The organism is Haloferax sp. Q22, from assembly GCF_001482285.1.
Lineage (GTDB): Archaea > Halobacteriota > Halobacteria > Halobacteriales > Haloferacaceae > Haloferax.
This window is the reverse complement of record NZ_LOEP01000027.1, coordinates 262,039-284,350: the sequence shown is the minus strand read 5'-3', so window position 1 is coordinate 284,350 and position 22,312 is coordinate 262,039. Positions and strand designations below refer to the sequence as shown.

23 protein-coding genes and 2 pseudogenes are annotated in these 22,312 nt (G+C 67.0%); 15 read left to right on the top strand and 10 right to left on the bottom strand.

The window, feature by feature from the left end; all coding sequences use genetic code 11:
* Positions 1 to 85: 85 nt before the first annotated feature.
* Positions 86 to 283: pseudogene (locus AM590_RS12335) on the bottom strand (Rz1 protein precursor-related protein); the annotation flags it as partial.
* A gap of 86 nt (positions 284 to 369) precedes the next feature.
* Complete coding sequence (locus tag AM590_RS12330; RefSeq protein ID WP_058827730.1) at positions 370 to 978, bottom strand: undecaprenyl diphosphate synthase family protein; 609 nt, start codon at positions 976 to 978, stop codon at positions 370 to 372.
* Between the two features lie 150 nt (positions 979 to 1,128).
* Here AM590_RS12330 and AM590_RS12325 point away from each other — a divergent pair, with 150 nt between their 5' ends.
* Positions 1,129 to 2,442: a DUF92 domain-containing protein gene (locus AM590_RS12325; RefSeq protein ID WP_058827729.1), complete on the top strand. Its 1,314-nt coding sequence runs from the start codon at positions 1,129 to 1,131 to the stop codon at positions 2,440 to 2,442.
* A gap of 16 nt (positions 2,443 to 2,458) precedes the next feature.
* Positions 2,459 to 2,875 carry a GNAT family N-acetyltransferase gene (locus AM590_RS12320; protein WP_058827728.1) on the top strand — a complete coding sequence of 139 codons (417 nt, stop codon included), beginning with the start codon at positions 2,459 to 2,461 and terminating at the stop codon, positions 2,873 to 2,875.
* A 33-nt stretch (positions 2,876 to 2,908) separates the two neighbouring features.
* On the opposite strand, the gene dnaG is transcribed toward AM590_RS12320, so the two are convergent.
* Both dnaG and AM590_RS12310 read right to left on the bottom strand, forming a co-directional pair.
* Positions 2,909 to 4,315 (bottom strand): DNA primase DnaG, encoded by a 1,407-nt coding sequence (dnaG, locus tag AM590_RS12315; protein ID WP_058827727.1) that lies wholly within the window; start codon positions 4,313 to 4,315, stop codon positions 2,909 to 2,911.
* A gap of 213 nt (positions 4,316 to 4,528) precedes the next feature.
* Positions 4,529 to 5,278 carry a sugar phosphate isomerase/epimerase gene (locus AM590_RS12310; protein WP_058827726.1) on the bottom strand — a complete coding sequence of 250 codons (750 nt, stop codon included), beginning with the start codon at positions 5,276 to 5,278 and terminating at the stop codon, positions 4,529 to 4,531.
* Positions 5,279 to 5,489: 211 nt separating this feature from the next.
* Between AM590_RS12310 and AM590_RS12305 the strand changes: the two genes are divergently transcribed.
* The 10 genes from AM590_RS12305 (at position 5,490) to AM590_RS12260 (ending at position 12,886) form a co-directional block, all read left to right on the top strand.
* On the top strand, positions 5,490 to 5,705 hold the full coding sequence (locus AM590_RS12305; protein WP_004042215.1) for a DUF3311 domain-containing protein: 216 nt from the start codon (positions 5,490 to 5,492) through the stop codon (positions 5,703 to 5,705).
* On the top strand, positions 5,705 to 7,204 hold the full coding sequence (locus AM590_RS12300; RefSeq protein ID WP_058827725.1) for a sodium:solute symporter: 1,500 nt from the start codon (positions 5,705 to 5,707) through the stop codon (positions 7,202 to 7,204). The genes AM590_RS12305 and AM590_RS12300 overlap by 1 nt, the downstream gene beginning before the upstream one ends.
* 77 nt (positions 7,205 to 7,281) lie before the next feature.
* Complete coding sequence (locus AM590_RS12295) at positions 7,282 to 7,566, top strand: amphi-Trp domain-containing protein (protein ID WP_004975456.1); 285 nt, start codon at positions 7,282 to 7,284, stop codon at positions 7,564 to 7,566.
* Positions 7,567 to 7,674: 108 nt separating this feature from the next.
* The gene (locus tag AM590_RS12290) at positions 7,675 to 8,184 is read left to right on the top strand and encodes a GNAT family N-acetyltransferase (protein ID WP_058827724.1); all 510 of its coding nucleotides are present in this window, start codon (positions 7,675 to 7,677) and stop codon (positions 8,182 to 8,184) included.
* Positions 8,185 to 8,299: 115 nt separating this feature from the next.
* Positions 8,300 to 9,097 (top strand): YqcI/YcgG family protein, encoded by a 798-nt coding sequence (locus AM590_RS12285; RefSeq protein ID WP_058827723.1) that lies wholly within the window; start codon positions 8,300 to 8,302, stop codon positions 9,095 to 9,097.
* A 28-nt stretch (positions 9,098 to 9,125) separates the two neighbouring features.
* The gene (locus AM590_RS12280) at positions 9,126 to 9,710 is read left to right on the top strand and encodes a cysteine hydrolase family protein (RefSeq protein WP_058827722.1); all 585 of its coding nucleotides are present in this window, start codon (positions 9,126 to 9,128) and stop codon (positions 9,708 to 9,710) included.
* A 90-nt stretch (positions 9,711 to 9,800) separates the two neighbouring features.
* Positions 9,801 to 10,184, top strand: a complete 384-nt coding sequence (locus tag AM590_RS12275; protein WP_058827721.1) for a hypothetical protein — start codon at positions 9,801 to 9,803, stop codon at positions 10,182 to 10,184.
* 114 nt (positions 10,185 to 10,298) lie between these two features.
* A complete protein-coding gene (locus AM590_RS12270) occupies positions 10,299 to 11,423 on the top strand; it encodes a putative sulfate/molybdate transporter (RefSeq protein ID WP_058827720.1) in 1,125 nt (374 codons plus the stop codon).
* Between the two features lie 51 nt (positions 11,424 to 11,474).
* Positions 11,475 to 12,419: a DUF6293 family protein gene (locus AM590_RS12265; protein ID WP_058827719.1), complete on the top strand. Its 945-nt coding sequence runs from the start codon at positions 11,475 to 11,477 to the stop codon at positions 12,417 to 12,419.
* 218 nt (positions 12,420 to 12,637) lie between these two features.
* Positions 12,638 to 12,886: a DUF4242 domain-containing protein gene (locus AM590_RS12260; protein WP_157575464.1), complete on the top strand. Its 249-nt coding sequence runs from the start codon at positions 12,638 to 12,640 to the stop codon at positions 12,884 to 12,886.
* A 52-nt stretch (positions 12,887 to 12,938) separates the two neighbouring features.
* Here AM590_RS12260 and AM590_RS12255 read toward each other — a convergent pair whose 3' ends face one another.
* Entirely contained in the window at positions 12,939 to 13,994 is a 1,056-nt protein-coding gene (locus AM590_RS12255; RefSeq protein WP_058827717.1) for a hypothetical protein, read from the bottom strand.
* Between the two features lie 69 nt (positions 13,995 to 14,063).
* On the bottom strand, positions 14,064 to 14,783 hold the full coding sequence (locus AM590_RS12250) for a DUF1405 domain-containing protein (RefSeq protein ID WP_058827716.1): 720 nt from the start codon (positions 14,781 to 14,783) through the stop codon (positions 14,064 to 14,066).
* A 149-nt stretch (positions 14,784 to 14,932) separates the two neighbouring features.
* Between AM590_RS12250 and pdxS the strand changes: the two genes are divergently transcribed.
* Positions 14,933 to 15,841: a pyridoxal 5'-phosphate synthase lyase subunit PdxS gene (pdxS, locus tag AM590_RS12245; protein WP_058827715.1), complete on the top strand. Its 909-nt coding sequence runs from the start codon at positions 14,933 to 14,935 to the stop codon at positions 15,839 to 15,841.
* Between the two features lie 73 nt (positions 15,842 to 15,914).
* On the opposite strand, the gene AM590_RS12240 is transcribed toward pdxS, so the two are convergent.
* The 4 genes and pseudogenes from AM590_RS12240 to AM590_RS12225 all read right to left on the bottom strand — a co-directional run bounded on the left by AM590_RS12240 (position 15,915) and on the right by AM590_RS12225 (position 20,542).
* Positions 15,915 to 16,406 carry a universal stress protein gene (locus AM590_RS12240; protein ID WP_058827714.1) on the bottom strand — a complete coding sequence of 164 codons (492 nt, stop codon included), beginning with the start codon at positions 16,404 to 16,406 and terminating at the stop codon, positions 15,915 to 15,917.
* Positions 16,407 to 16,539: 133 nt separating this feature from the next.
* Positions 16,540 to 17,421: a homoserine kinase gene (locus AM590_RS12235; RefSeq protein ID WP_058827713.1), complete on the bottom strand. Its 882-nt coding sequence runs from the start codon at positions 17,419 to 17,421 to the stop codon at positions 16,540 to 16,542.
* A gap of 66 nt (positions 17,422 to 17,487) precedes the next feature.
* Positions 17,488 to 19,245, bottom strand: a pseudogene (locus AM590_RS12230) (histidine kinase N-terminal 7TM domain-containing protein); the annotation flags it as partial.
* 19 nt (positions 19,246 to 19,264) lie between these two features.
* Complete coding sequence (locus AM590_RS12225) at positions 19,265 to 20,542, bottom strand: RNA-guided endonuclease TnpB family protein (protein ID WP_058827712.1); 1,278 nt, start codon at positions 20,540 to 20,542, stop codon at positions 19,265 to 19,267.
* Between the two features lie 58 nt (positions 20,543 to 20,600).
* On the opposite strand from AM590_RS12225, the gene AM590_RS21280 reads away from it, so the two are divergent.
* Both AM590_RS21280 and AM590_RS12220 read left to right on the top strand, forming a co-directional pair.
* The gene (locus AM590_RS21280; protein WP_007543265.1) at positions 20,601 to 20,735 is read left to right on the top strand and encodes a hypothetical protein; all 135 of its coding nucleotides are present in this window, start codon (positions 20,601 to 20,603) and stop codon (positions 20,733 to 20,735) included.
* A 232-nt stretch (positions 20,736 to 20,967) separates the two neighbouring features.
* Entirely contained in the window at positions 20,968 to 22,281 is a 1,314-nt protein-coding gene (locus tag AM590_RS12220; RefSeq protein ID WP_058827711.1) for an NAD(P)/FAD-dependent oxidoreductase, read from the top strand.
* Positions 22,282 to 22,312: the final 31 nt, after the last annotated feature.

Genomic DNA, 22,312 nt, shown 5'->3' with positions numbered 1-22,312 from the left:
GCCTCGTCGTCGCAATCACCAACTACGAACGTGGAGACAATCCGGGAAGTACCGTGATCACGGTGTGAGAACTCTTCTATGACACCCTCGATTCGAGGAACAGCCACGGCGGGACGACAGCGACGCCGACGAGTGCCCACGACCAGTCTGGCTGGGCGGGCAGATTGAGCCAGAGGATGAGTAACAGCGAGAGCGCAAGGAGGACGTGCCCGTCTTCGAGCCACTCGCTGGGTGGGGATGGCGGCGGGAGCAGGTCTGTTCTGTCGGTCGAGGTAGAGGGCATTGGGCTCGTGTTGCTACTCAATCAACATATTTGTGCGGTCAGGAGGGAGTGTCGGCGACGCGGCCGCGCCAGCCACGGGATTCGGCCTAGCGGCCGAATCTCCGTTGGCGGTCCTGATAGTCCCGCAACGCCCGCAGGTAGTCCCGCTTCCTGAAGTCCCGCCAGTTCACGTCGGTGAAGTAGAGTTCCGCGTACACGGACTGCCAAATCATGAAGTCCGACAGGCGCTCCGCGCCCGTCTTGACCACGAAGTCGGGTTCATCGGGGAACACAAGCCGCTGTTCGATGTCCGCGGCGTCGATGTCGTCGGGGTCGAGCGCGCCCTCCTCGACCTCCGCGGCCAGCGACTGCACCACCGAGGCGAACTCGCGTTTCCCGCCGAGACCGATGCTGACCTGCACCGGGGCGTCGGCGCGCTCGGTGTCGCCGGGCTCGCGGACCTCTACTCGCTGGGGAACGTCGAGGTCGCGAAGCTCGCGAGCGAGCGTCGGGACGACCGCCTCGTCGAGGACGCTCACGGAGATGGTGACGCGGTCGCTACCGAACTCGAACGCCCAGCCGACGAACGCTTCGAGCGTCTCGTACGCGCCCTGTTCCAGCAGGTCGCGCTCGGTGATGACGAGCGCCACGTGCTCGGGAGCGTCGGCGTCGTCGAGGCGGAATCGGAGGGCGAGGTAGGAGTCGTACAGTCCCACGGGAGTCGTTCTCGCGGCGATTCTCCTAACCCTTCGGGTTCGGCGTCGGTCCGCCCACCCCGCGGGATTGGCATCGACCCGCGGACTCGCGGTGGTGCGGTCGTCGGTGATGTCGGGAGGGTTAAGTGCGAGTCGGGGATACCGAATGGTGTGACTTCCACGGTACGGCGAGCGGGCGGATTCGCGGTCGTCGGGACGTTGGCCCTCGCGGCCCCCAGTCTCGGCGCGGCCGCGTTCGCGCCCTTCGCCGCAGTCGCGCTCTTGGCGGCCTTCGTCGTCGACGACGGGCCCCTCTTCGAGCTGTTCGCGCGCCCCGGCGACCGGCAGGACGGCCGGCTCAACGGGCTCGCTGGGTTCGCGCTGGCCGCGACCGGCCTCGCCCTCTTGGCGACGGTCCCGCGCGTCACGATGCCGCTTTCGGTGTTCGCCGCCGCGGTGTTGACACTCGCCTACGGCAACCTCGGCGCGCGACTGGTGGATTCGAGAACGTCCGACGACTCGCTTCGCGCGGCGGGCTTCGTCGCGGCTGCGGTCCTCGCCGGCACCGCGGGACAGGCGGCAATCGCGTCGCTGACGGGTGACGCGATGCTTCTCGCCCGGTTCACCCTGCTCGCGGCCGTCGGCGGCCTCGTCGGCGCGGTGCTTCGGACGGCCCTCTACGAGCGCGACGACCCGCTCGTCATGCTCTCTATCGGTCTCGTCCTCTGGGGCGTCGAGGTGCTCGCGGGACCGGTGTCGCCGACGCAGACCGGCGTGGCGCTCGCCCTCACGGTCGCGCTCGGCTACGCGGCCTACGCCCTCGGCACGGCCTCCGTCGCCGGCATGATTACCGGCGTGCTCCTGCTTCTCTTCGCGGTCGTCTTCGGCGGCTTCGGCTGGGCGCTCGTGCTCGTCTCCTTCTTCGGCGTCGGCGCGCTCGCCACCAAGTTCCGCTACGACAGCAAGGCCGAACGCGGCGTCGCCGAGGACAACGACGGCGCTCGCGGGACCGGCAACGTCCTCGGCAACTCGGGCGTCTCGCTCGTCTCCGTCGTCGGCTACGCCGTGGCGCAGACACTCGGCTATCCGTTCGTCAGCGACCTGCTCGTGCTCGCGTTCGCCGGGTCGGCCGCCGCCGCGATGAGCGACACGCTCTCCAGCGAAATCGGCGGACTGTTCGACCAGCCGCGGCTCATCACCTCGCTCAAACCGGTTCCCGCCGGGACCGACGGCGCGGTCACGTGGCAAGGCGAAGTCGCCGGCGCGCTGGGCGCGGCCTTCGTGGCCGGCGTGAGCGTGCTGGTGCTTCCTCTACCGGCCCAGACGGCCGCCCTCGCGATTCTCGCCGGCGGACTCGTCGGAATGACGGTCGACAGTCTGCTCGGCGCGACGGTCGAGGGAGCCGGCCTCGGTAATCAGGCGGTCAACTTCCTCGCCACGTTCGCCGGCGCGCTGGGCGCGGTCCTCGTCTGGATTCCACTGTGACGGAGGTGACTCGGCCGTGACGGGTGTCCGCCCCGCCCGCGACACCGACGTGCCGGCCGTCGAATCGCTCCAACGACTCGTCTCGCATCCCTCCCCCGACCTCTTGGACGCGTGGCCCGCCGTCGGGACACTTCTCGTCGCCGTCGACGCCGACGACCGGCCGGTCGGCTACCTGCTCGCCGTCGGCGCGCACCTGACCGAACTCGCGGTTTCCCCCGACCACCGGCGCGAGGGGCGCGCCACCGCGCTCGTCGAAGCGTACCAAGACTCCCGGCCAGCGTCAGACGCGCCGCTCACGTTGCTGGTCCATCCGGAGAACGACGGCGCGCGTGCCTGTTACGAGGCGCTCGGATTCCGCCGTGACGCTCGCATTCCGGACGCGTTCGACGGCGACGACGGGCTACGGTTCGTCCTCGAATCGAGCGAGGGCTGACCGTCTCGGCTGGCGTCGGGCCGCGTCCGGTCCTCAGTCGAGGAACTGGTCCGCGGTTCTGACGCGGACGCTGACGGGCTTTTTGACGTACTCGCCGGCCGAGCGCGCCACGACGTGTCCGACGCCGCGCTGGGCCGCGATATCGACGAGTTTCTGGCTCGCCTCGCCGTCGACGACGACGAGCGCCGGGGCGGGGTCGGCGTACTCGACGGCGTCGTACACCTTCTCGACCGCGACCTCGTCGTCGATGCCGAGGTCGTCGTCCAAGAGGCGGGCCATGCCGCTCTCGTCGGCGATGACCTCGCGCACGTGGTCGGCGAGCGAGGGCCGCTGGTCGGTCGGTTCGACCGCCTCGGCGACGGCTTCGACCTCGGACTCGGTGAGCACCCCGCCGTTCGCGTCGGCGTCGGCATCGGCATCCGCGCTCGTTTCGGTGGGCTTTTCGACCGCGACGGTGCCCCCGCTGCCGCCCTCGGCGGGCGCTTCGCTGACCGCATCGGCCGATCTGTTCGCGGGGCCGTCTGCGGCTGGAGTCGACGACGCGTCAGTCGTCGGCGACTCCGTGCGAGGGTCCGTCGGAACGTCTCCCGTCCCGTTGGCGGCGGCGACGGCGGCCCGGAAGTCACCGTCGCCGTCGTCCGGGAGCGACGAGAGCGGGACCTTGTTCCTGAGAGCGCGGACGACCGACGCACGGTCGAGGTCCTCGACCGACCGGCCGTCGGGCGCGAAGGCGACGTAGTCCACGTCGCCGACTTGCGAGAGTTCGCGCAGGATGAGCTCGCCGCCGCGGTCGCCGTCGAGGAACGCCGTGACGGTCCGGTCTTGGGTGAGCCCCGCGACCGCGTCGGGGACGTTCGTCCCCTCGACTGCGACGGCGTTTTTGATGCCGTAGCGGAGGAGCGTGAGGACGTCGGCGCGCCCCTCGACGACGATGATGGCGTCCGAGTCGGCGACGCGGGGGCCGGCCGGGAGGCCCTTGTACTCGGTGATGTCCTCGACGCGGACGCTCTCTTTGACCGCTTCGAGGATCTCGGTCGAGCTCATCACGGTGTCGTCGAACGACTCCGAGAGGAGTTCCTTGGCGCGCTCGACGACCATCCGTCGCTTGGCCTCGCGCACGTCCTCGATGTTCGTGACCTCGATGACGGCCTGACAGGGGCCGACGCGGGTCAGCGTCTCCAGCGAGGCCGCGAGGATGGCCGTCTCGACCTTGTCGAGGCTGCTGGCGATGGTCATCTGGCCGAACGAGTGGCCGTTTTCCGAGTCTATCTGTACGTCTATCCGACCGACCTTGGAGGACTGTTGGAGGTCGCGGAGGTCGAGTTCGTCGCCGAGGAGGCCCTCGGTCTGGCCGAAGACGGCCCCGACGACGTCGCTCCGTTCGACGACCCCGTCGGCGGAGATGGAAGCGTGAATGAGATATTTTGCAGTGTCGTCCATTGGTGAAGTCACCCCGTTGGGGGTGGTGATGTGATGATTGTGATGCTGTCATGGGCCGGACCCACGAACGTCATTATATAAGTTGCGCCCGAGGGAAATATCTATCGTGGCCGACGATTCGAACGCTCGCGGACCGTTCGACTCCGACTCCGTGTCCCGCGAAACGCCGACGAATCGTCGCTCTCCCGCCGTTTTGTCCGACCGTGTAATTTGTCACGCCCCCTCGTCGGTTCGGTGCACCGAGACGAACTCGCCGGCGTCCCGGCAGAACGCCGCCGGGTCCTCGGGGAAGTCGTGTTCGGCGACGGCCCATTCGACGAACCCGTCGCGGGCGGCCGCGAGACAGCGGTCGATGTCGAGTTCTCCCTCGCCGAGCGACACGGGTCGGCCGCCGCGCTCCGCGTCGGCGTCGCAGACGACGTCCTTCAGGTGGACGACCGGGGTCCGATCGGCGTAGCGGTCGAGGTACGCGACGGGGTCGTAGCCGGCGGCGAGAACCCACGCGAGGTCGAGTTCGAAACCAACGCCGGACTCCTCGGCCAACCGGTCGAGCGCGGGTTCGCCTTCGACCGTGACGAACTCGTGGTCGTGGTTGTGGTAGAGCAGTCTGACGCCCCGGTCGTCGCACTTCGCGGTCAGGTCGTCCAGTCGGTGTGCGGTCTCGTCTACCGCGTCGGCGTCGGCGAACGCCTCGGGCGGCAGATACGGCACCACGAGCGTCTCGACGCCGAGCGCGCCGTATCGCTCGCAGACCGCGTCGAGGTCGGCTTCGAGGTCCTCGATGGGGACGTGGGCCGCGGGCGCACCGACCCCGGTCTCGTCGAGGGCCGCGCGGACCGCCGGCGCGTCGTCGACGCCCGCGAACTCCACGCCGTCGAAGCCGGCGTCCGCGGCGCGGCGGACGAGCGCCGACGTCGGTTCGTCGAGGTCGCGAAGCGAGTAGAGCTGAATACCGAAGTCCATGTCTCCACGGTCGCACGCGCCGCTGGAAACTGTTCCGGCGGTCGATTCACCCGCGGACGACCCACCTTCCGCGTCGGCGCTGCCGTGTGCGCGTCCGTGGGTGGTTCCTGTCGTTCGACCGCACCTGTTGAAGAAAATAGTTCTTCAATGAGGGGCAACGTAGGTCGATAGAGTAAGATTTACGCCTCGTTGTCGATTATCATTCCTACGAATGACGCGAGTGCGCATCGACTACCGCTGGGTTGCCGTCTTCGCAATCCTCGTGACGTTCGCCGTTCCGTGGTTCCTCTGGGGCGACAGCAGGGTCTTCGCCGGCTTGCCGCTGTGGCTCTGGTGGCACATCGGCTGGATGGGGCTGACCGCAGTCGTCTTCCACCTGTTCACCCGGACGGCGTGGGACCGCGGTATCGTCGGGGAGGGTCGCTGATGGTCTCGGCGCTCGGCATCCAACTCGGCGTCGTCGGCGCGTACCTCGTGGTCGCGCTCGCGGTCGGCCTCCTCGCCTACCGCCTGACCAGCCGCGACGCCGAGGACTACTACCTCGCCGGTCGCTCCATCGGGACCGTCGTTCTCCTGTTTACGACCTTCGCGACGCTGCTCTCTGCCTTCACGTTCTTCGGCGGCCCCGACCTCGCCTACCGTGCCGGCCCCGAGTGGATTCTCGTGATGGGCGTCATGGACGGCGTGTTGTTCGCCATCCTCTGGTACGTCGTCGGCTACAAGCAGTGGCTCGTCGGCCGCGCCCACGGCTACGTCACCCTCGGCGAGATGCTCGGCGACCGCTTCGGTTCGACCCGCCTGCGCGCCGTCGTCGCTGGTATCAGCCTGTTTTGGCTGTTCCCGTACGTGATGCTCCAGCAGATGGGCGCGGGCGAGGCCATCGTCGGCCTGACGAACGGAATCGTCCCGTACTGGGCCGGCGCGGCTGGCATCACGGTGTTCATGATTGCCTACGTCGTCATCGCGGGCCTCCGGGGCGTCGCGTGGACTGACACCCTCCAGGGGCTGTTCATGCTCGGCGTCGTCTGGCTCGCGGTCGGCTGGGTCGCCACCGCGGCCGGCGGCCCCACGGCGCTGTCGAACGCCCTCGCGACCAACAAACCCGAATTCCTCGCCCTCGGCGGCGGCCTCTACTCGCCGCAGTTCATCATCTCGTCGGCCGTCACCATCGCCTTCGGCGTGGCGATGTTCCCGCAGATAAACCAGCGCTTCTTCGTCGCCAAGTCGGGCGCGGTCCTCAAGCGCTCGTTCGCCCTGTGGCCCGTCCTCGTCGTCCTGCTGTTCGTGCCCGCGTTCATCCTCGGCACGTGGGCCGCCGGCCTCGGTATCTCCGTGCCCGAGGGCGCGAACGTCCTTCCCGTCCTCCTCAACGAGTACACGCCGGTGTGGTTCGCCGCGCTCGTCATCGCCGGCGCGATGGCCGCGATGATGTCGTCGTCGGACTCGATGCTCCTCTCGGGGTCGTCGTACTTCACCCGCGACCTCTACCGGCCGTTCGTCAACCCCGACGCGAGCGAGGCCCGCGAGGCGTGGCTGGCCCGTATCGGCGTCGCCCTGTTCGCCACGCTCACCTTCGTCGCCAGCCTGTTCCGCCCCGGCACGCTCGTCTCGGTCGGCGACACCGCCTTCGGCGGGTTCGCCCAGATGGCGCTGCCAGTCATCGTCGCGCTCTACTGGACAAAGACGACCCGGACGGGCATGTTCGCCGGCATCCTCGGCTCGCAGGCGTTCTACCTCGCACACGTGTTCGTTCCGGCAATCGAAGTCGGGTCGATGACGCTGTTCGGCGCGACCTACCTCACGTGGGACTACGCCCTCTGGGGAATGGCGCTGTCCGCGGTCCTGACCGTCGGCGTCTCCGCGATGACCGCTGCCGCGCCCGAGGAGAACCAGTCCCGCTTCACCGACGGCCTCCGGGCCGACTGAACCGTCGGCGCTGTCTCTCCCGTCGGTTTTCGTCACCGCAACGAAGCTTAACCCCCTGCAGGTGTAACCTACAGTCCATGCCCGAAGAAGTGCTCTTCAAATCCGAGAACCGACAGGCGCGAGCGGAAATCGCGTCGTATCTCCGAACCGTCGCCGACAAGCTCGACGCGGGCGAACCGATTACGCTGAAGTCCGGCGACCAGACGGTCACGATGGAGCCGCCCGCGTCGCCGACGTTCGAGGTGAAAGCGGAACGCGAGGGCCCCGCTGGCGGTCCCTACGAACTGAGCATCGAGTTCGAACTGGAGTGGGACGAGGGCGCGGACGACGGAGCCGACGCCGGCGGCCTCGAAATCGAGTGAGGCGCTCGCAGCGGTCGCGCCCCGGGCCGAGTGGGGTCGGCACGACGAACCGCGCCGACCGCTCAATATAGTTACTCTTTTGACACCGCCGTGAGTCGTCGGTGACTCATGCAGATTCGACCGCTTCGGGCCGACGAGGTGGACGCGCTGGTTGACGACCTGTGGTTCCCGTTCGCCGAGGAGATGGGCGACATCGACGACTACGACGCGCTGGCCGAGGACGCGGACGTGCGGGCCGAGGCGCTCGACTACCGGACCGAGCAGGTGGACGCGGAGGACACCCGGACGTTCGTCGCCGTCGCGGCCGCGGAGGAGTCGGCCTCGGGGCCGAACCCCGACGAGGGCTCGCTTGCCGGCTACGTCACGGTCGTCGACTCCGAGTCGCCGCCGGTGTTCGCTCGCGGGTCGGTCGCCAAGGTGAAAGACCTCTACGTCGCACCCGCGGCGCGGGGTGAGGGCGTCGGCACGGAACTCCTCGAACGGGCCCACGAGTGGGGCCGCGACCGCGGGTGCGAGCGGACCGCGCTGAGCGTCCACGCCGATAACGACGCCGCCCGGTCGTGTTACGAGTCGATGGGGTACGAGACGCGGTACCTGAAACTCGACCGCCCACTCTGAGGGCGGGGACGACGGCCGCTTCGCGAATGGCGACAAGACCGTTACCCGTCGTTTCGAGGGGCGTGTTCGCCCCTCGAACCCGAACCCTCAAAGCCGCGGACTCCAATTGACGCGCATGAACGAGTCGGGTCACCAAGTGCTCATGGAGCAGGACGTGCTCCGCCGCCGCCTCGACGACGGCGACCTCCCCGACTGGGCGAGAAAGCACTACGAGACGTTCCGCGAGACGATGCTCGGCGACCGCGACGGCGCGCCGTTCCCGTGTTACTTCGGCATCGAGTCCGAGCGAAACGGCGACGCCCTCTACACCTTCGTCGACTCGATGACCGACAAGGACGCGCTGTTGGCGCTCCGCGACACGCTCCTCGAATATCTCGACGTCTACCCGGATTACTCCGAGGCGTGCTCGCTCGTCGCGTTCTTCAAGCCGCCGGCGGAGGACCTCGCCGAGGCCGACTACCACGAACACCTCTGGCACGTCCTCCAGTTCCTCCACGTCAACGACCCCGAGCCGTGGCCGGCGGACATCCCGACCGACCCTGACGACCCGAAGTGGGAGTTCTCCTTCGGCGGCGAACCGATGTTCCCGACGACCCGCGCGCCGTTCTACGACGAGCGCGTCAGCCGCTACTGTCCGTGGGGCCTCGAAATCACCTTCCAGCCGCGCGCGCTGTTCGACGGCATCACCGCCGACACCGAGGCCGGCCAGAAGGCCCGCGAGGTCATTCAGAACCGCATCGAGGAGTACGACGGCGTCTGCCCGCACGCCGACCTCGGCGACTGGGGCGTCGAAGGCGACCGCGAGTGGCCGCAGTACATGTTCTCGTCCGACGAGTCCCAAGCGCCCGACGAGTGTCCGATTCGCATCACGCGCGAGCATCCGAAGGTGCCGATGACTCCGGCGGACGACTGATGACGAGGACCATTTCGAGGGCCGGCCGATGACCGCCGCCGACCTCCCGGCCGCCGCTGACCTCCCCGACGACGCCGTCCTCGTCTGTATCGACATGCAGGTCGGCTTCGACGACCCGGCGTGGGGCGACCGCAACAACCCCGAGATGGAAGCGCGCGTCGCCGACCTGCTCGCGGCGTGGCGCGCGGCCGCCCGTCCGGTCGTCCACGTCCGCCACGACTCCACCGAACCCGACTCGCCGCTCCGGAGCGACGGCGAGGGCTTCGCGTGGAAGCCCGAGGCCGAACCCGCCGACGGCGAACCGGTGTTCACGAAGCGCGTCAACAGCGGCTTCATCGGGACCGACCTCGAAGCGTGGCTCCGCGAGCGCGACCACGCGACGCTCGTCGTCTGCGGCCTCACGACCGATCACTGCGTCTCGACGACCACCCGGATGGCCGAGAACCTCGGCTTCGAGGTGTACCTCCCGGCGGACGCGACCGCGACGTTCGACCGCGAGGGCCACGACGGCGAGCGCTTTTCGGCCGACGAGATGCACCGCACCGCGCTGGCGCACCTGAACCGGGAGTTCGCAACCGTCGTTTCCGCGGCCGACCTGTCGATGACGCGGTGAGCGGTCTGCTGACTGTCGGCCGTCGCCGGTCGCCATCGTCGCCCGCGAAGATGTAGGTGGTTTTTCACGTCTGCACCGAGACCGGCGCACATGGACCGTCGATTTCTCTCCGTCATCGGGGTGTTCGACCTGCTCATCGCGGGCGGCCTCGCGTTTCTCGGTGCGTTCGCTCACCCACTTTCGTTCGCCCGGTTCGCGCTGTTTATCGCCGCCGGCGTGCTGTTGGTCGTCGCGGGTGTCCGCGAGTCGGTCGCGCTCGGGTCGACGACGCTCCGGTGGCACGTCGTCGCGGGCGCGGGCTACGTCTGCTTCGGGTTGGCCATACTCGTGAACGGCCTCTCGTCTGTCCTCGACGCCCACGGCGACGCCCTCTTCGGCGGCCTGTTCGCGCTCCTGCTCGCCCCCGTGATGCTGTTCATGGGCGTCGATTACCTCCGCGGCGGCGTCCATTTCGATCTCTCGACGTTCGAGTGACCGTGGGGTTCGCCCGCGGCCGCACGTAACCTAATTAGGTTTCTCAAGACTACCATCGTTCCGGTTCCCGATTACGCAAATACATTTCCCCGTCGACGCGGAATCACCATCCAAATGGGCGTCTCCTTCCCGTACGGCGACGAACTCGCGGTGGACTTCGAGTGGCACGAGTTCACCGGCGCGGTAGGAGATTCGGTTACGGTTCTTCCGATCGTCGTCGCCGTCGCCCGCCTGACCGACCTCTCGCTGGCCGTCGTGCTCGTCTGGTTCGGCGTGTTTCAGGTCGTCTGGGGGCTGTACTACGCGGCCCCGCTGTCGGTCGAACCGATGAAAGCACTGGCCGCGCTCGTCCTCGCCGAGACGGTCACGACCGGCGAGGCGCTCCTCGCCGGGTTCGGCCTCGGCGTCGTCCTCCTCGCTATCGGTCGCACCCGCTCGCTCGGTCGCGTGAGTCGCTATATCGGCGCGCCGGTCGTCCGCGGCGTCCAGTTCGGCGTCGCGCTCGTCCTCCTCTCGACCGGGCTCGAACTCGGCGCGGGTGACCTCCCGCTCGCCGGTCTTGCGGTCGCCGTCGCCGCCGTCGCCCTCCTCACCAGACGCTCGAACGTGAGCGCCCTCGCGGTCCTCGCGGTCGGTGGCGCGGTCGCCTTCGCCGACGTGGGACACCTGTCGCTCACCGTCCCGTCGGTCGGCAACGCCCGACTGCTCTCGCTCGACAACCTCTCGCTCTCGGCCGCGGAGGCCGCGGTCGCCCAGTTGGCGATGACCGTCGGCAACGCCGCGCTCGCCACGTCAGTCCTGCTCGCGGACTACTTCGACCGCGACATCTCCGCCGACGAACTCGCCACCAGCATGGGCGCGATGAACCTCCTCGCGGTCCCCTTCGGCGGGTTTCCCATGTGCCACGGCAGCGGCGGCGTCGCCGGCAAGTACGCCTTCGGCGCGCGGACCGCCGGCGCGAACGTGATTCTCGGCGTCGGTTACGTCCTCGTCGCCCTGTTCGCCGCGAACGTGGTCGCCGCCTACCCGGTCGCCATGCTCGGCGTCATCCTGGCGATTATCGGCCTGCAACTGGCGCGGACGAGTCTGACCAGTCTGACCCGCGCGGACGGCTACCCCCTCGTGGTCGCTATCGGCGTCGTCGGTGTCGCGGTGAATCTGGGCGTCGCGTTCGTCGGCGGCGTGGTGGCGTGGGTGGTGTGGGAGCGCTGGGGGCGTGCGGTGTGGGACGGGATGTGATAGTCGGGTCAGTTGGTCGGTTTCATAACCAACCCCTCCCACGTACCACGTATGCAGACGCACATCGTTCCCGTCGGGTTCGACTACGACCGACTCATCGCGCCGCTCATCCGCGATCAGTTGGACGTGGACCGCGTCATCCTCCTCGAGGGGGCCGTCGGGAGCGAGGCGAACGTCGAGTACTCGCGGAACCTCTCGGGCAAACTCGGCAAGGACTTCGAGAACCTCCTCGGCGCGGAGACCGAGCGCGTCATCGTCGACGACGTGTACGACTACGACGCGGCGTTCGAGCAGGCGTACGACCTCATCAACGCCGAACTCGACGCCGATGACGAACTCCGCGGCGACGACGACGAACCCGGCGAGGTGTGGGTCAACGTGAGCGCGATGCCCCGGCCGGTCTCCTTTGCCTTCGCCACCGCCGCCCACTCCATCATGGTCGAGCGACAGGCCGACCGCGAGCGCATCCACACCTACTACACGGCCCCCGAGAAGTACCTCGAAACCGAACTCGCCGAGGAGCTGCGAACCGAGCGCGCGCTCCTGCAGGACCTCCTCGAATCCGGCGAAATCGACGCCGACCGCATCCGCGAGCGTCTCGACGCCACCTCCGACCTGCTGTCGGAGTTCGACGAGCGCGGCACGACCATCGGCGCGAAGCAGATTGACGGCCGCCACATCGTCGAACTCCCGGTGGCCTCCTTCTCCAACGTCAAGCCGTTCGAGGAGGTCATCCTGTTCAAACTCGGCGAGCACGGCGAGTTCGGGTCTGTCTCCGAACTCGCGGAGGCACTCGCCCGCGAGATGAACGAGGAGTACACCGACTCCTTCCGGTCGAAGGTCATCTACAACGTCGACCGCCTCGGCCCCGGCGGCAAGGGCTACATCGAACAGGAGGAACGCGGGAAGTCTTACCGGACGCGCCTCTCCCGAATCGGCCAGTTGTGGGTCCGCGCCCACGCCGACAGTGACGAATTTCGGACGAACGACGACTGAACTGACGCAGCGGGTGACCGTGGAGAACCCGATTCGGGCCGACCTATCCTGATACCACGGTCGTCGAGGTGGCGCTTGTCTGACTACTATGTGATACAACACTGTGTGGAGGTATCCAGAGAGAACCCGATTGAGCGAACGTTTGACGGTTGTATCAGAATGTTCTGGTAAATGATAAAGAACGATTATCCGCTCTGGAATGCTATACTCTAGCAACCATGCCGCTATACATGGACGTACACCGGAACGTAGAGGGGAGTGCGAAAGACGTCGCTGAAGCCCACCGTGCCGACCTCGAGACGCAGGACAAGTACGGGGTGAACTACAAGCACTACTGGGTAGACGAGACGGACGGTGCGGTGTTCTGCCTCTTCGAGGCGCCGAACAAGGAGGCCGGAGCGAAAGTCCACAAAGAGGCCCACGGCCTCGTCGCCGACGAGATATTCGAAGTACAGCAAGGCGAGTGAGCGCGGCAAGCGCACCCCTCGGCGCGTCTTTTGTGCGGTCGGGTTTCGGTTCTTAGAAGTCTATACCTGACGGGTCATCGCCCGGTTCGAGCGGGCTCGTCGGCAGGCTCGCCGGCGGGTCGGGGAGGTTGTACTCGCGGGGGGCCACGTCGTTCGGGCCGTCGGGGTAGAACACCGACGCGAGCAGTTGGATGTGGTCGCGACCCACGTCGAGTTCGAACTGCCCGCCGCCGTACAGCGACATCCCGCGGTCGTCGGCGTACTCGATGGTGTCGAACAGCGACTCGACCGTGCCGAACCGCGAGGGTTTGATATTCAGCCACGACGGCTCAAACGGCAGGTTTTCGACGGATTCGACGCCGGTAATTGGCGCGTCCCACGAGACGCGGTTTTCGTGGCCGTCGAACAGCGGGCGCGTCTCGTCGGTGAACGCCGGGTCCTCCACGACCGCGTCGGGGAAGCCCGACAGGACGCGCTCGTAGAGTTCGGGGTCGGGTTCCTGGTCCACCTCGGTTCCCTCGTACTGGCCCTTGAGGTCGAGGATGCGGACGCGGTCGTGGGCGGCGAGCGACGACACAAGCTCGTCGTGCCAATCTGTTGTCGGGTCGAGTTTGAACTCGCAGTCGGGGTCGCGACCGAGGAGCATCTCGACGCGGTCGGCCGACGGCGGGTCACCGAGGCGGGTGCTCACGACGAACCGGAGCGGGTCACGCTCGCGGTCGACGGCGGACGCGAGGTCGGTGTCGGCCTGCCGGAGCGCGAGGTCGAGGCCGGCGGATTCGAGCGCCCAGCGCCGGTAGTGTTCGGCCGTCTCGCGTTCGGGATCCTTCGTCGGAAACAGGTCGACCCCGTCGAGCGCCGCGGAGAAGTCGGCGAAGGAGTCGTAGCTTCCGGCGAGGTCGAAGGCGTCCTCGGGGGCGTCGGCGAGGGCGTCGTGGTCCTCCGTGTCGTACGTCACGTCCTCGCCGCGGCCGACCGCGCCGTCGCCAGCGAGCGAGAACACCGTCGTCTTGCGGAGAAAGCCGCTCGACGTGTCGCTCTCGAAGCGGTCGCGGGAGACGGACTCGACGGCCACCGGCAGGTCGGCCACGCGGTCGAAGAGGCGCATGGCCTGTCGGTTCGGTGCGCCGGAACAAAAGGCTACGTCCGAGTCGGCCGACGGGTCGTCGGTTCTCGGTCAGTCGATGCCGCCGCGTTCGAGCTTCGCGACCCGCGTCGCGAGCGCGAGGAACGTCGCCGCGACGGTCAGGAGGACCGCGCCTGCCGCGGCGTACTCGTGGGCGGGCGAGACGTGCTGGACGACCCCATCGACGATTGGCTCGGCCGGAATGAGCGTGTGGTGGGGCGTGCCCACGATGGGAACGAAGTAGTCTACGAGGTCGTTGAGACCGTACCAGCCGACCGCGACGAGGACGGCCAGAGACGGAAACTCGGCGTACCGCTGGATGAGGAAGGCCTCGACGACCATGGCGAGGTGACTCCAAAAGAGGAAGTTGTACATCGCCCAGTGGAGGTACGAGAAGTCGCTTTTGAACACGAGGAGGACGTACGGCGTCCACAGCCCGAGTTTGAGACAGCCGAAGAACGCGAGGGCGTTGACGTACTCGTTGGACCGTCCGAGTTTCCAGAGCGCGAGCGACAGCGCGATGAACAGCGTGGCGACGGGGCTGTCGGGGACGAGCGGCCACATCGCGGTCGGCTCGATGCTGAACTGGTAGCCGTAGTACCAGAAGCCGAAGGCGGTCCCGACGAGGTTGATGACGACCACGAGCCACGCGATGTTGAGGCCGAAGTTCTCCAGCCACTCCGGCAGGGGCGCGAGCCACCGCGGGAGGTCGGCCCCCGCCGGGAGGTCGTCGTCGTCGAGCAGTCGGCGCAGTCGGGTCGCCGCGTCCATACCCACGCCGAAGCGGGGGGATGCAAAAGTGATGCCGGTCTCGGTGACCGCGGCCGGAGTCGCCCACCGCGAAACACGTCCTGTGTGGAATGCGAACTGTTGCCGGATGGAAGCGACCGCTTAAGTAAACCCAGTCGCAAGCGACGGATATGCCAGAGGAGACCGACCTGGAGGAGCTTCGGCGCGGGACCGAACTCGTCAAGCGCGGGTTCGCCCAGATGCAGAAGGGCGGCGTCATCATGGACGTCGTCAACGCAGAGCAAGCGAAAATCGCGGAAGAAGCCGGCGCGGTCGCCGTCATGGCGCTCGAAGCCGTCCCGGCCGACATCCGCAAGCGCGGCGGAGTCTCCCGGATGGCCGACCCCGAGACGGTCAAGGAGATTATCGACGCCGTCTCCATCCCGGTGATGGGGAAGGCCCGTATCGGCCACTATACCGAGGCGCAGATTCTCGAATCAATCGGCGTCGACATGATCGACGAGAGCGAGGTGCTCACCCCGGCGGACAACGACTACCACATCGACAAGCGCGAGTTCACCTCGCCGTTCGTCTGCGGCGCGCGCAACCTCCCCGAGGCGCTCCGCCGCATCAACGAGGGCGCGGCGATGATTCGCACCAAGGGCGAGGCCGGCACCGGCGACGTGAACCAGGCGGTCACGCACCAGCGCACCATCAAACACCAGATTCGCAGCCTGACGGGACTCAACTTCGACGAGCGCGAGAAGTGGGCCCGCGAGCACGAAGCGCCCGCCGAACTCGTCCACGAGACGGCCGAGATGGGTCGCCTGCCCGTCGTCAACTTCGCGGCCGGCGGCATCGCCACGCCCGCGGACGCCGCGCTCATGATGTACCACGAGTGCGACGGTATCTTCGTGGGCTCCGGCATCTTCGGCGCGGAGGACCCAGAACAGATGGGCGAGGCCATCGTCGAGGCCGTCAACAACTGGGACGACCCCGACACGCTCGCCGACATCGCCTCCGGCATCGGCAAGGGCATGAAAGGCGAGGCGAACGTCGGCATGGCCGACGAGGACAAGCTGCAGGGCCGCGGCGTCTAACCGGCGAAACCCGTCGACGACCGGCCGTCTCGGTTTTCGATTCGATTTTTTCCGACTCGGCGCGCCGCCCGCTTCAGGCGAGGAGTCCCGACTTACCCTTCGCGTCGTCCGACGACTCCTCGCCGAGGAGGACGGTGACCGGGCCGTCGAAGTTGAGCATGACCGACTGCGTCAGGTCTCGGGAGATGAGCTTGCCGGCGGGCGAGCGGCGGCGACCGGAGATGAAGAGATGGTCGCAGCCCTCCCAGCGGGCCGTTTCGAGGATGGTGTCGGCTTCGGGACCGATGTCGGCGACGATGCGGTAGTCGAGGTCCAGGCCCTCGAACGCCTCGCGGGCGACGCGCTTGGCCCGACGGGTGGCCGATTCGACAGCCTGGTCGATGCCGTAGACGACGTCAGAGGAGCCGACGCTGGCGAGCGCCGAGCGGGTCCGCTCGAACTCCTCGTCCGGGAGGACGGTGAGGACGATGAGTTCCGCGCCGCTGCCGGCGGCCAGTTCGCCGGCCTCGCGGAGGATTCGTTGCGACCGTTCTTCGGGGGAGACGACGACGAGTGCTCGTTCCATGGTTCGAATATATCGTGATAGTGAGAAAAGTCTTCTCGGAATCGTGTTACCACCGACCGCGACAACGCGTTACAGTGGCTCAGGAGCGGAAAGAGGCGAGAATAGCGTGTGCGAGTGGTTCTCTCTGTACCACTCAGAGTTCGAATACTTCAGCGCCGCGACCGACCCGCGTCTTGTAGGCGCGGGCGGCCACGTCCGCTTCGTCGAACGCTTCGAGCATCGCCCCGGCGACGCGGGTGCGGTCGGCCGCTTGGCAGACGCCGAGGACCGAGGGACCGGCACCGGAGACGGTGACGCCGGACGCGCCCGCGTCCAGGGCGGCCTCGCGGACCGCGTGGTAGCCGTTGATGAGTTCCGCCCGCGCGGGCGTGACGACGCGGTCGTCCATCCCCGCACCGACGAGGTCGGCGTCGCGGCGGCACATCCCGACCGTGAGGGTCGCCGCTCGGCCGACGGTGTGGACCATGTCCTCGATGCTGGCGTCGCTCGGGACGACTCGTCGGGCGTCGCGGGTCGAGACCGCGATTTCGGGGAGGCAGGCGACGAGCGGGATGTCGGCGTCGACGGTCGTGACACCCTCGTCGGTCGCGACGGTGAACCCACCGAGGAGCGCGGGCGCGACGTTGTCAGCGTGGGCCTCGCCGGAGACGACCGCCTCGCCCTCGGCGGCGACGGGGACGAGTTCCTCGCGCGAGAGGCCGCGGTCGTACAGTTCGTTCAGCGCGACGGCGGCGGCGGCCGAGCTCGCCGCCGACGAGCCGAGTCCGGACGACGGGCGGACGCCCTTGTCGATGCGGATGTGTGCGGGGGCGTCGAGCGCCTCCGCGACCGCGCCGACGACGTTCCGGTCGGGGTCGGTCGGGATGTACTGGCTGCCGACGCCGGTCACTTCGATTGTCGTCCGGTCCGCCCGTTCGACGTGAACGATGTCGGCGGGGCGGTCGAGAGCCACGCCGAAAACATCGAACCCACTTCCGAGGTTGGCGCTCGTGGCGGGTGCGCGGACCGTAACCATGCCCCGCTGTTGCCTTATCGCAGATAAAAATGTGGCGAACGTCGCAACCGACCCCTCGCCGCGCGCTCAGTCGCTCGTCGACTGCTCCGCGTTCGCGGGCTCGGGGTCGCTCTCGACGCCGGTGAACTCGAACCGCGCCCCGCCGGCGTCCGACTCGCCGAGGCTGACCGACCAGCCGTGGGCGTCCGCAATCGTCTTGACGATGGGCAGGCCGAAGCCGGTTCCGTTCTCGTGGGTCGTGTACCCCCGCTCGAACACGTCCGCTCGCTCGGACTCCGGAATGCCCGACCCGTCGTCTTCGACGTAGAAGCCGTCGTCGAGCGCGCCGATGGTGACGGTGAGCGCGTCGTCGTCTTCGCCGCCGTGTTCCACAGCGTCACCAGACGTAGTCTGGTTGCCTGTGGAACCGTGTTCCACAGCGTCGTCGGGAGCATCCCGACTGCCCGTCGAGCCGTGCTCGACAGCGTTCCGAAACAGGTTCTCGAACAGCTGTCGGAGTCGGCCTCGGTCGGCGGCGATAGTGCGGTCGACCTGAACGTCGAGGGCCGCGTCGCCGACGACCGTGCCGTCCCACGCCTCCTGTGCGACCGTTCGCAGCGCGACCGGCGTCACGTCGGTGAGCGTCTCGCCCTCCCGAGCCAGCGTGAGCAGGTCCTCGATGATGTTCTCCATCCGGTCGTGGGCCTCCTCGATCCGCTCGAAGTACTCCTCGTCGCCGGTCTCGGCTGCGAGTTCGAGGTAGCCGCGGGCGACGGTGAGCGGATTCCGCAGGTCGTGGGAGACGACCGACGCGAACTCGTCGAGCCGCTCGTTTTGGCGTTCGAGCCGCTGCTCGCGTTCGACCCGTTCGGTCACGTCGCGGACGAGGACGAGCGTCCCGGTCATGTTCGACTCGTCGCCCAGCGGCGTCGTCTCCACGAGGAGGGCGCGCTCGCCGTCGTCCGTCGGGACCGTCGTCTCCACCTCCGCGTCGGACTCCGGAACGCCGTCGAGCGCGTCGACGAGTTCCGCGGGGAGAACGCGCACGACGGACTGTCCGTAGGCGTCCGAGAGGGGAAGCGAGAGGAACTGCTCGCCCGCGGGGTTGACGTCGATGACGCGCCCGTCATTGTCGAGGACGAGCGCGGCGTCGTGCATCGATTCGACGGCCGACTCCCACGCGACGGGGACGAGCGTGAACAGCCGGTGTCGGAAGACGCTCCAGGCGACTGCCCCCGAGGCGACCGAAAAGGCCAGCACGGGGATGTTGAGTCCCGGGGTCGGACTCAACCCGGTGACGTACACCAGACCCCCGACCGCGGGGATCAGGCCGCCGCCGAGGAGACCGAGCGTCTGTTTCCGGTACACGCCGTCGGACCGAAAAGACGTCTGGACGAGCGCACCACAGCCGAGCAGGATGAGCACGTAGGCGTAGACCATGAAGCCGGCGAACGCGACCCCGTGTTCGTTCACGAGGACGACGAACCCGTGGTCGGCGTTGAGCCAGAGGTCGGTCCAGATGAGGCCGTGCCACGGGTTCGTCAGCACGAGCGCGACGACGGCGACCGGCACGGACCCGAGCGCCGCCCACACGACTCGGGACTCCAGTTTCACGCCCGCGTGGCGCACCACGTAGGCGAACCACAGGAGCGGGAGCGGCGCGATGCCGAAGTAGCCGAGTTGGTTCAACAGCACCTTCGCCGAGAAGTCCGTGACGGACAGTTCGAGCGCGTACGTTCCCATCCAGAATCCAGACGCGAACAACAGAACCGCGCCGAGGGTCGCACCGGGGACGAGTCGGCGCGCCGTCCGGCGGCGAAAGAGGTAGGCGGCGAGAACGACGAAGGTGACATCCTCGCCCGCCCTAAAGGGCGGGGCTTCCTACAAGGGAAGTCTCGTCGTCGGAGGTTTCAGAACTAAAGTCCCCGAGCGTCGTCTGTCGGGATTGCCGACTCTGCTCGCGGTGTCCTGTGGTGCTGTCACAAGCACTCCTGTCCTGTGGCGAGTCATCGGTGTGCAGTTTCAGCGCACACCTCTCTCCCCACGGGTTGACGCGACGTGTGATGTTCACACTCGCGTTAATGTCTGCTTGGTACTCCGTCACCCAACACTCGTCGTTCGTACAGCGGAACATGGCTTGGGAACTACGAGAGCCGATGTGTCCACACTCATGGCACGTCTGACTGGTGTACGCGGGATTCACGAATCGGACACAGATACTCGCGTCACGGGCTTTGTCTTCGATTCGGCCAGTGAGTCGTGCGAACGCCCAGTTGTGGAGACGGCGGTTCATCCACTTGCCGTAGTCCAGATGTTCGCGGATGTGCGACAGGTCTTCGAGAACGATAACGGGATTCTCGAACTGTCGGGCGTACTCGATGGCTCCCCGAGACGCCTTCTCGACAATATCCGTCAGAGCGTTCTGGTAGTGGTTGAATCGTTCTTGAATACGCCACTCGGCGTCTCGCTCTTGAAGACGGCGGAGCGTCGTGAACATCTCTTTGCGGAGGTGTCGGGCACGACCACCGTCGTAGATATACGGTTGGGTTGGAGTACCGTCCCGAAGGGCACAGCCCGTCAGGAGTTTAGATTCCCCAATATCGAATCCGATGTACGTCGGCTCGTCTGGTTCAGTTGGCTCCGCGACCTCGTACTCAACAGTGACGTGAAGCACCCAGTTGGTGCGGTGTTCTTGAAGTCGGAACTCTCCGACCGATACGTCACCATCGAGAAGGTCGTCCCACAACTCTCGCTGAGCGGGGTTGATGCGGAGCGGAATCCAGAAGGCGTTGCCACGTCCTGCTTGTGGGACGCGCCAGCAGAACTCGTGTCGTCGCTCTTCGGAGTGGTCGAGACGCCACCCACGGTTCGTGAATCGAACGGGGTGGTCATCCTTCAACTCCGAAGCGTTGTATGTGGTCCGCAGTTTCGGGACGTAGGATTTGAGCGCGTCTTTTGCGTAGGACGTGAGCGTGTATGGCGTCACAACGTCGTTGACCGCTGTCTGTGTCGTCGCACCACTCTCAAACGATTCGGAGAGGGCACGACGGTAGGTAGCCACAGTCCGTTGAAGCCGACGCTCTTTGTGCGCCGTTGGGGGCGCGAGCGTGGCCTGCAACGTCTTGGTGGCAGTAGCGGTCACAGTAGAACACTCGAAACCATGAAAGTTAAAACTATTGATTCACTAAGTTATAGCATAGATGCCGAACCTGAACATCGAAGTGAGCGACGAAGAATACGAGAAACTGAGCGAAGTAAAAGAAGCACACGGGCTGACGTGGCGAGGACTCGTCATACAGGGTGCGAAAGCACTGGACACCGAGGGGCCGCTGTGAGTCAAGGGGTACTGTGTACGAACGCGATTCCTCCCCGCCGTTTACGGCGGGGTTTCCTCGCTACCGCAAGATGACCGCACCGACCCCGATGGGGATCGTGTATGGCGTCGCCTGCCAGTACGGAGCGCCGTGCATGCCCGGTGTTCAGTCGAGCGGGGTTAAAAACACCACCCGTCATTTCCGAAGCCGGCTAATCAGAAAGGACTTTCAGCCGGACCTCGAACGTCCGAGCATGATAGGCATCGTCGGCGGCGGCATCGCGGGCCTCGCCGCGGCGTACCGACTCCAGAACCGGGGTCACGACGTTCGAGTCTTCGAGGCGGCCGACTCCCTCGGCGGCCTCGCCGCAACCTACGACACGAAGGGCGACGACATCGAGAAGTTCTACCACCACCTCTCGAAGTCCGAAGAGACTATCGTCGAACTCGCCGCAGAACTCGGCCTCGAAGACGACCTTGAGTGGCGCATCGGCAAGAACGCCTACTACGTCGACGGCGTCGTCCATCCCCTCGACACCGCGTGGCAGATCGCCGCCTACCCCCACATGAGCCTCTACGACAAGTTCCGCCTCGGTATGCTCACCCTCGGCGTCGACGTGCGCGGGGGTATCCCCGACTTCGACGCCTACGAGGAACTCGCCGAGTACGAACACACGCCCATCGAGGAGTTCGTCGTCGAGCACACCACCCGCGGCGTCTACGACAACTTCGTCGACCCGCTCTTGGACGGGAAGTTCGGCGAGCGCAAACACGACGTGTCGGCGTCGTGGTTCCTCGGGCGCGTTCGCTTCCGCGGCGAGCGCGACCTGTTGCGCGGCGAGAAACTCGGCTACTTCGACGGCGGCTTCGCCCCCTTCATCGACGCGCTGGTCGAGGCGGTCGGCCGCGAGCACATCGAGACCGGCGCGCGCGTGACCGAACTCGACACCGACGGCGAGGCGGTCTCGACGCTGACGGTCGACACCGACGACGGGACCGAGACACACGAGGTCGAGTCGGTCGTCGTGGCGACGATGCCGAACGTGCTCGAAGACCTCACGGGCTTCCCCTGCGACATCGACTTCCAAGGCGCGGTCTGCGGACTGGCGACCATGTCGGAGTCGCTGATGGACACCTACTGGCTCAACATCGCCCACGACGCCCCGTTCGGGTCGCTCATCGAGCACACGAACTTCGTGCCGAAAGAGCGCTACGGCGGCGACCACCTGCTGTACGTCGCGAGCTACGTGCAGGGGCCGCACGAAGAGCTCTGGCAGATGAGCGACGAGGAGGTCGAAGACGTGTGGTTCGACGAGATAGCGGACATGTTCCCCGAGTTCGACCGCTCGGCGGTCGAGGAGTTCGAAATCGCCCGCAACCCGCGGGCCGGGCCGGTGTACGAGCGGGGCTACCTCGACCTCGTGGTGCCGTACGACCTCGGCGACGACGTGGCCGAAGGCGTCTACTACGCGGGGATGGCGTCGGAAGCGCAGTACCCCGAACGGTCGCTCAACGGCGGCATCGTCGCCGGCTACGAGGTCGCTGACCGTATCGACCGCAGCCTGTAGCGCGCGACCGTACCGCCGACTCTCTCGGACT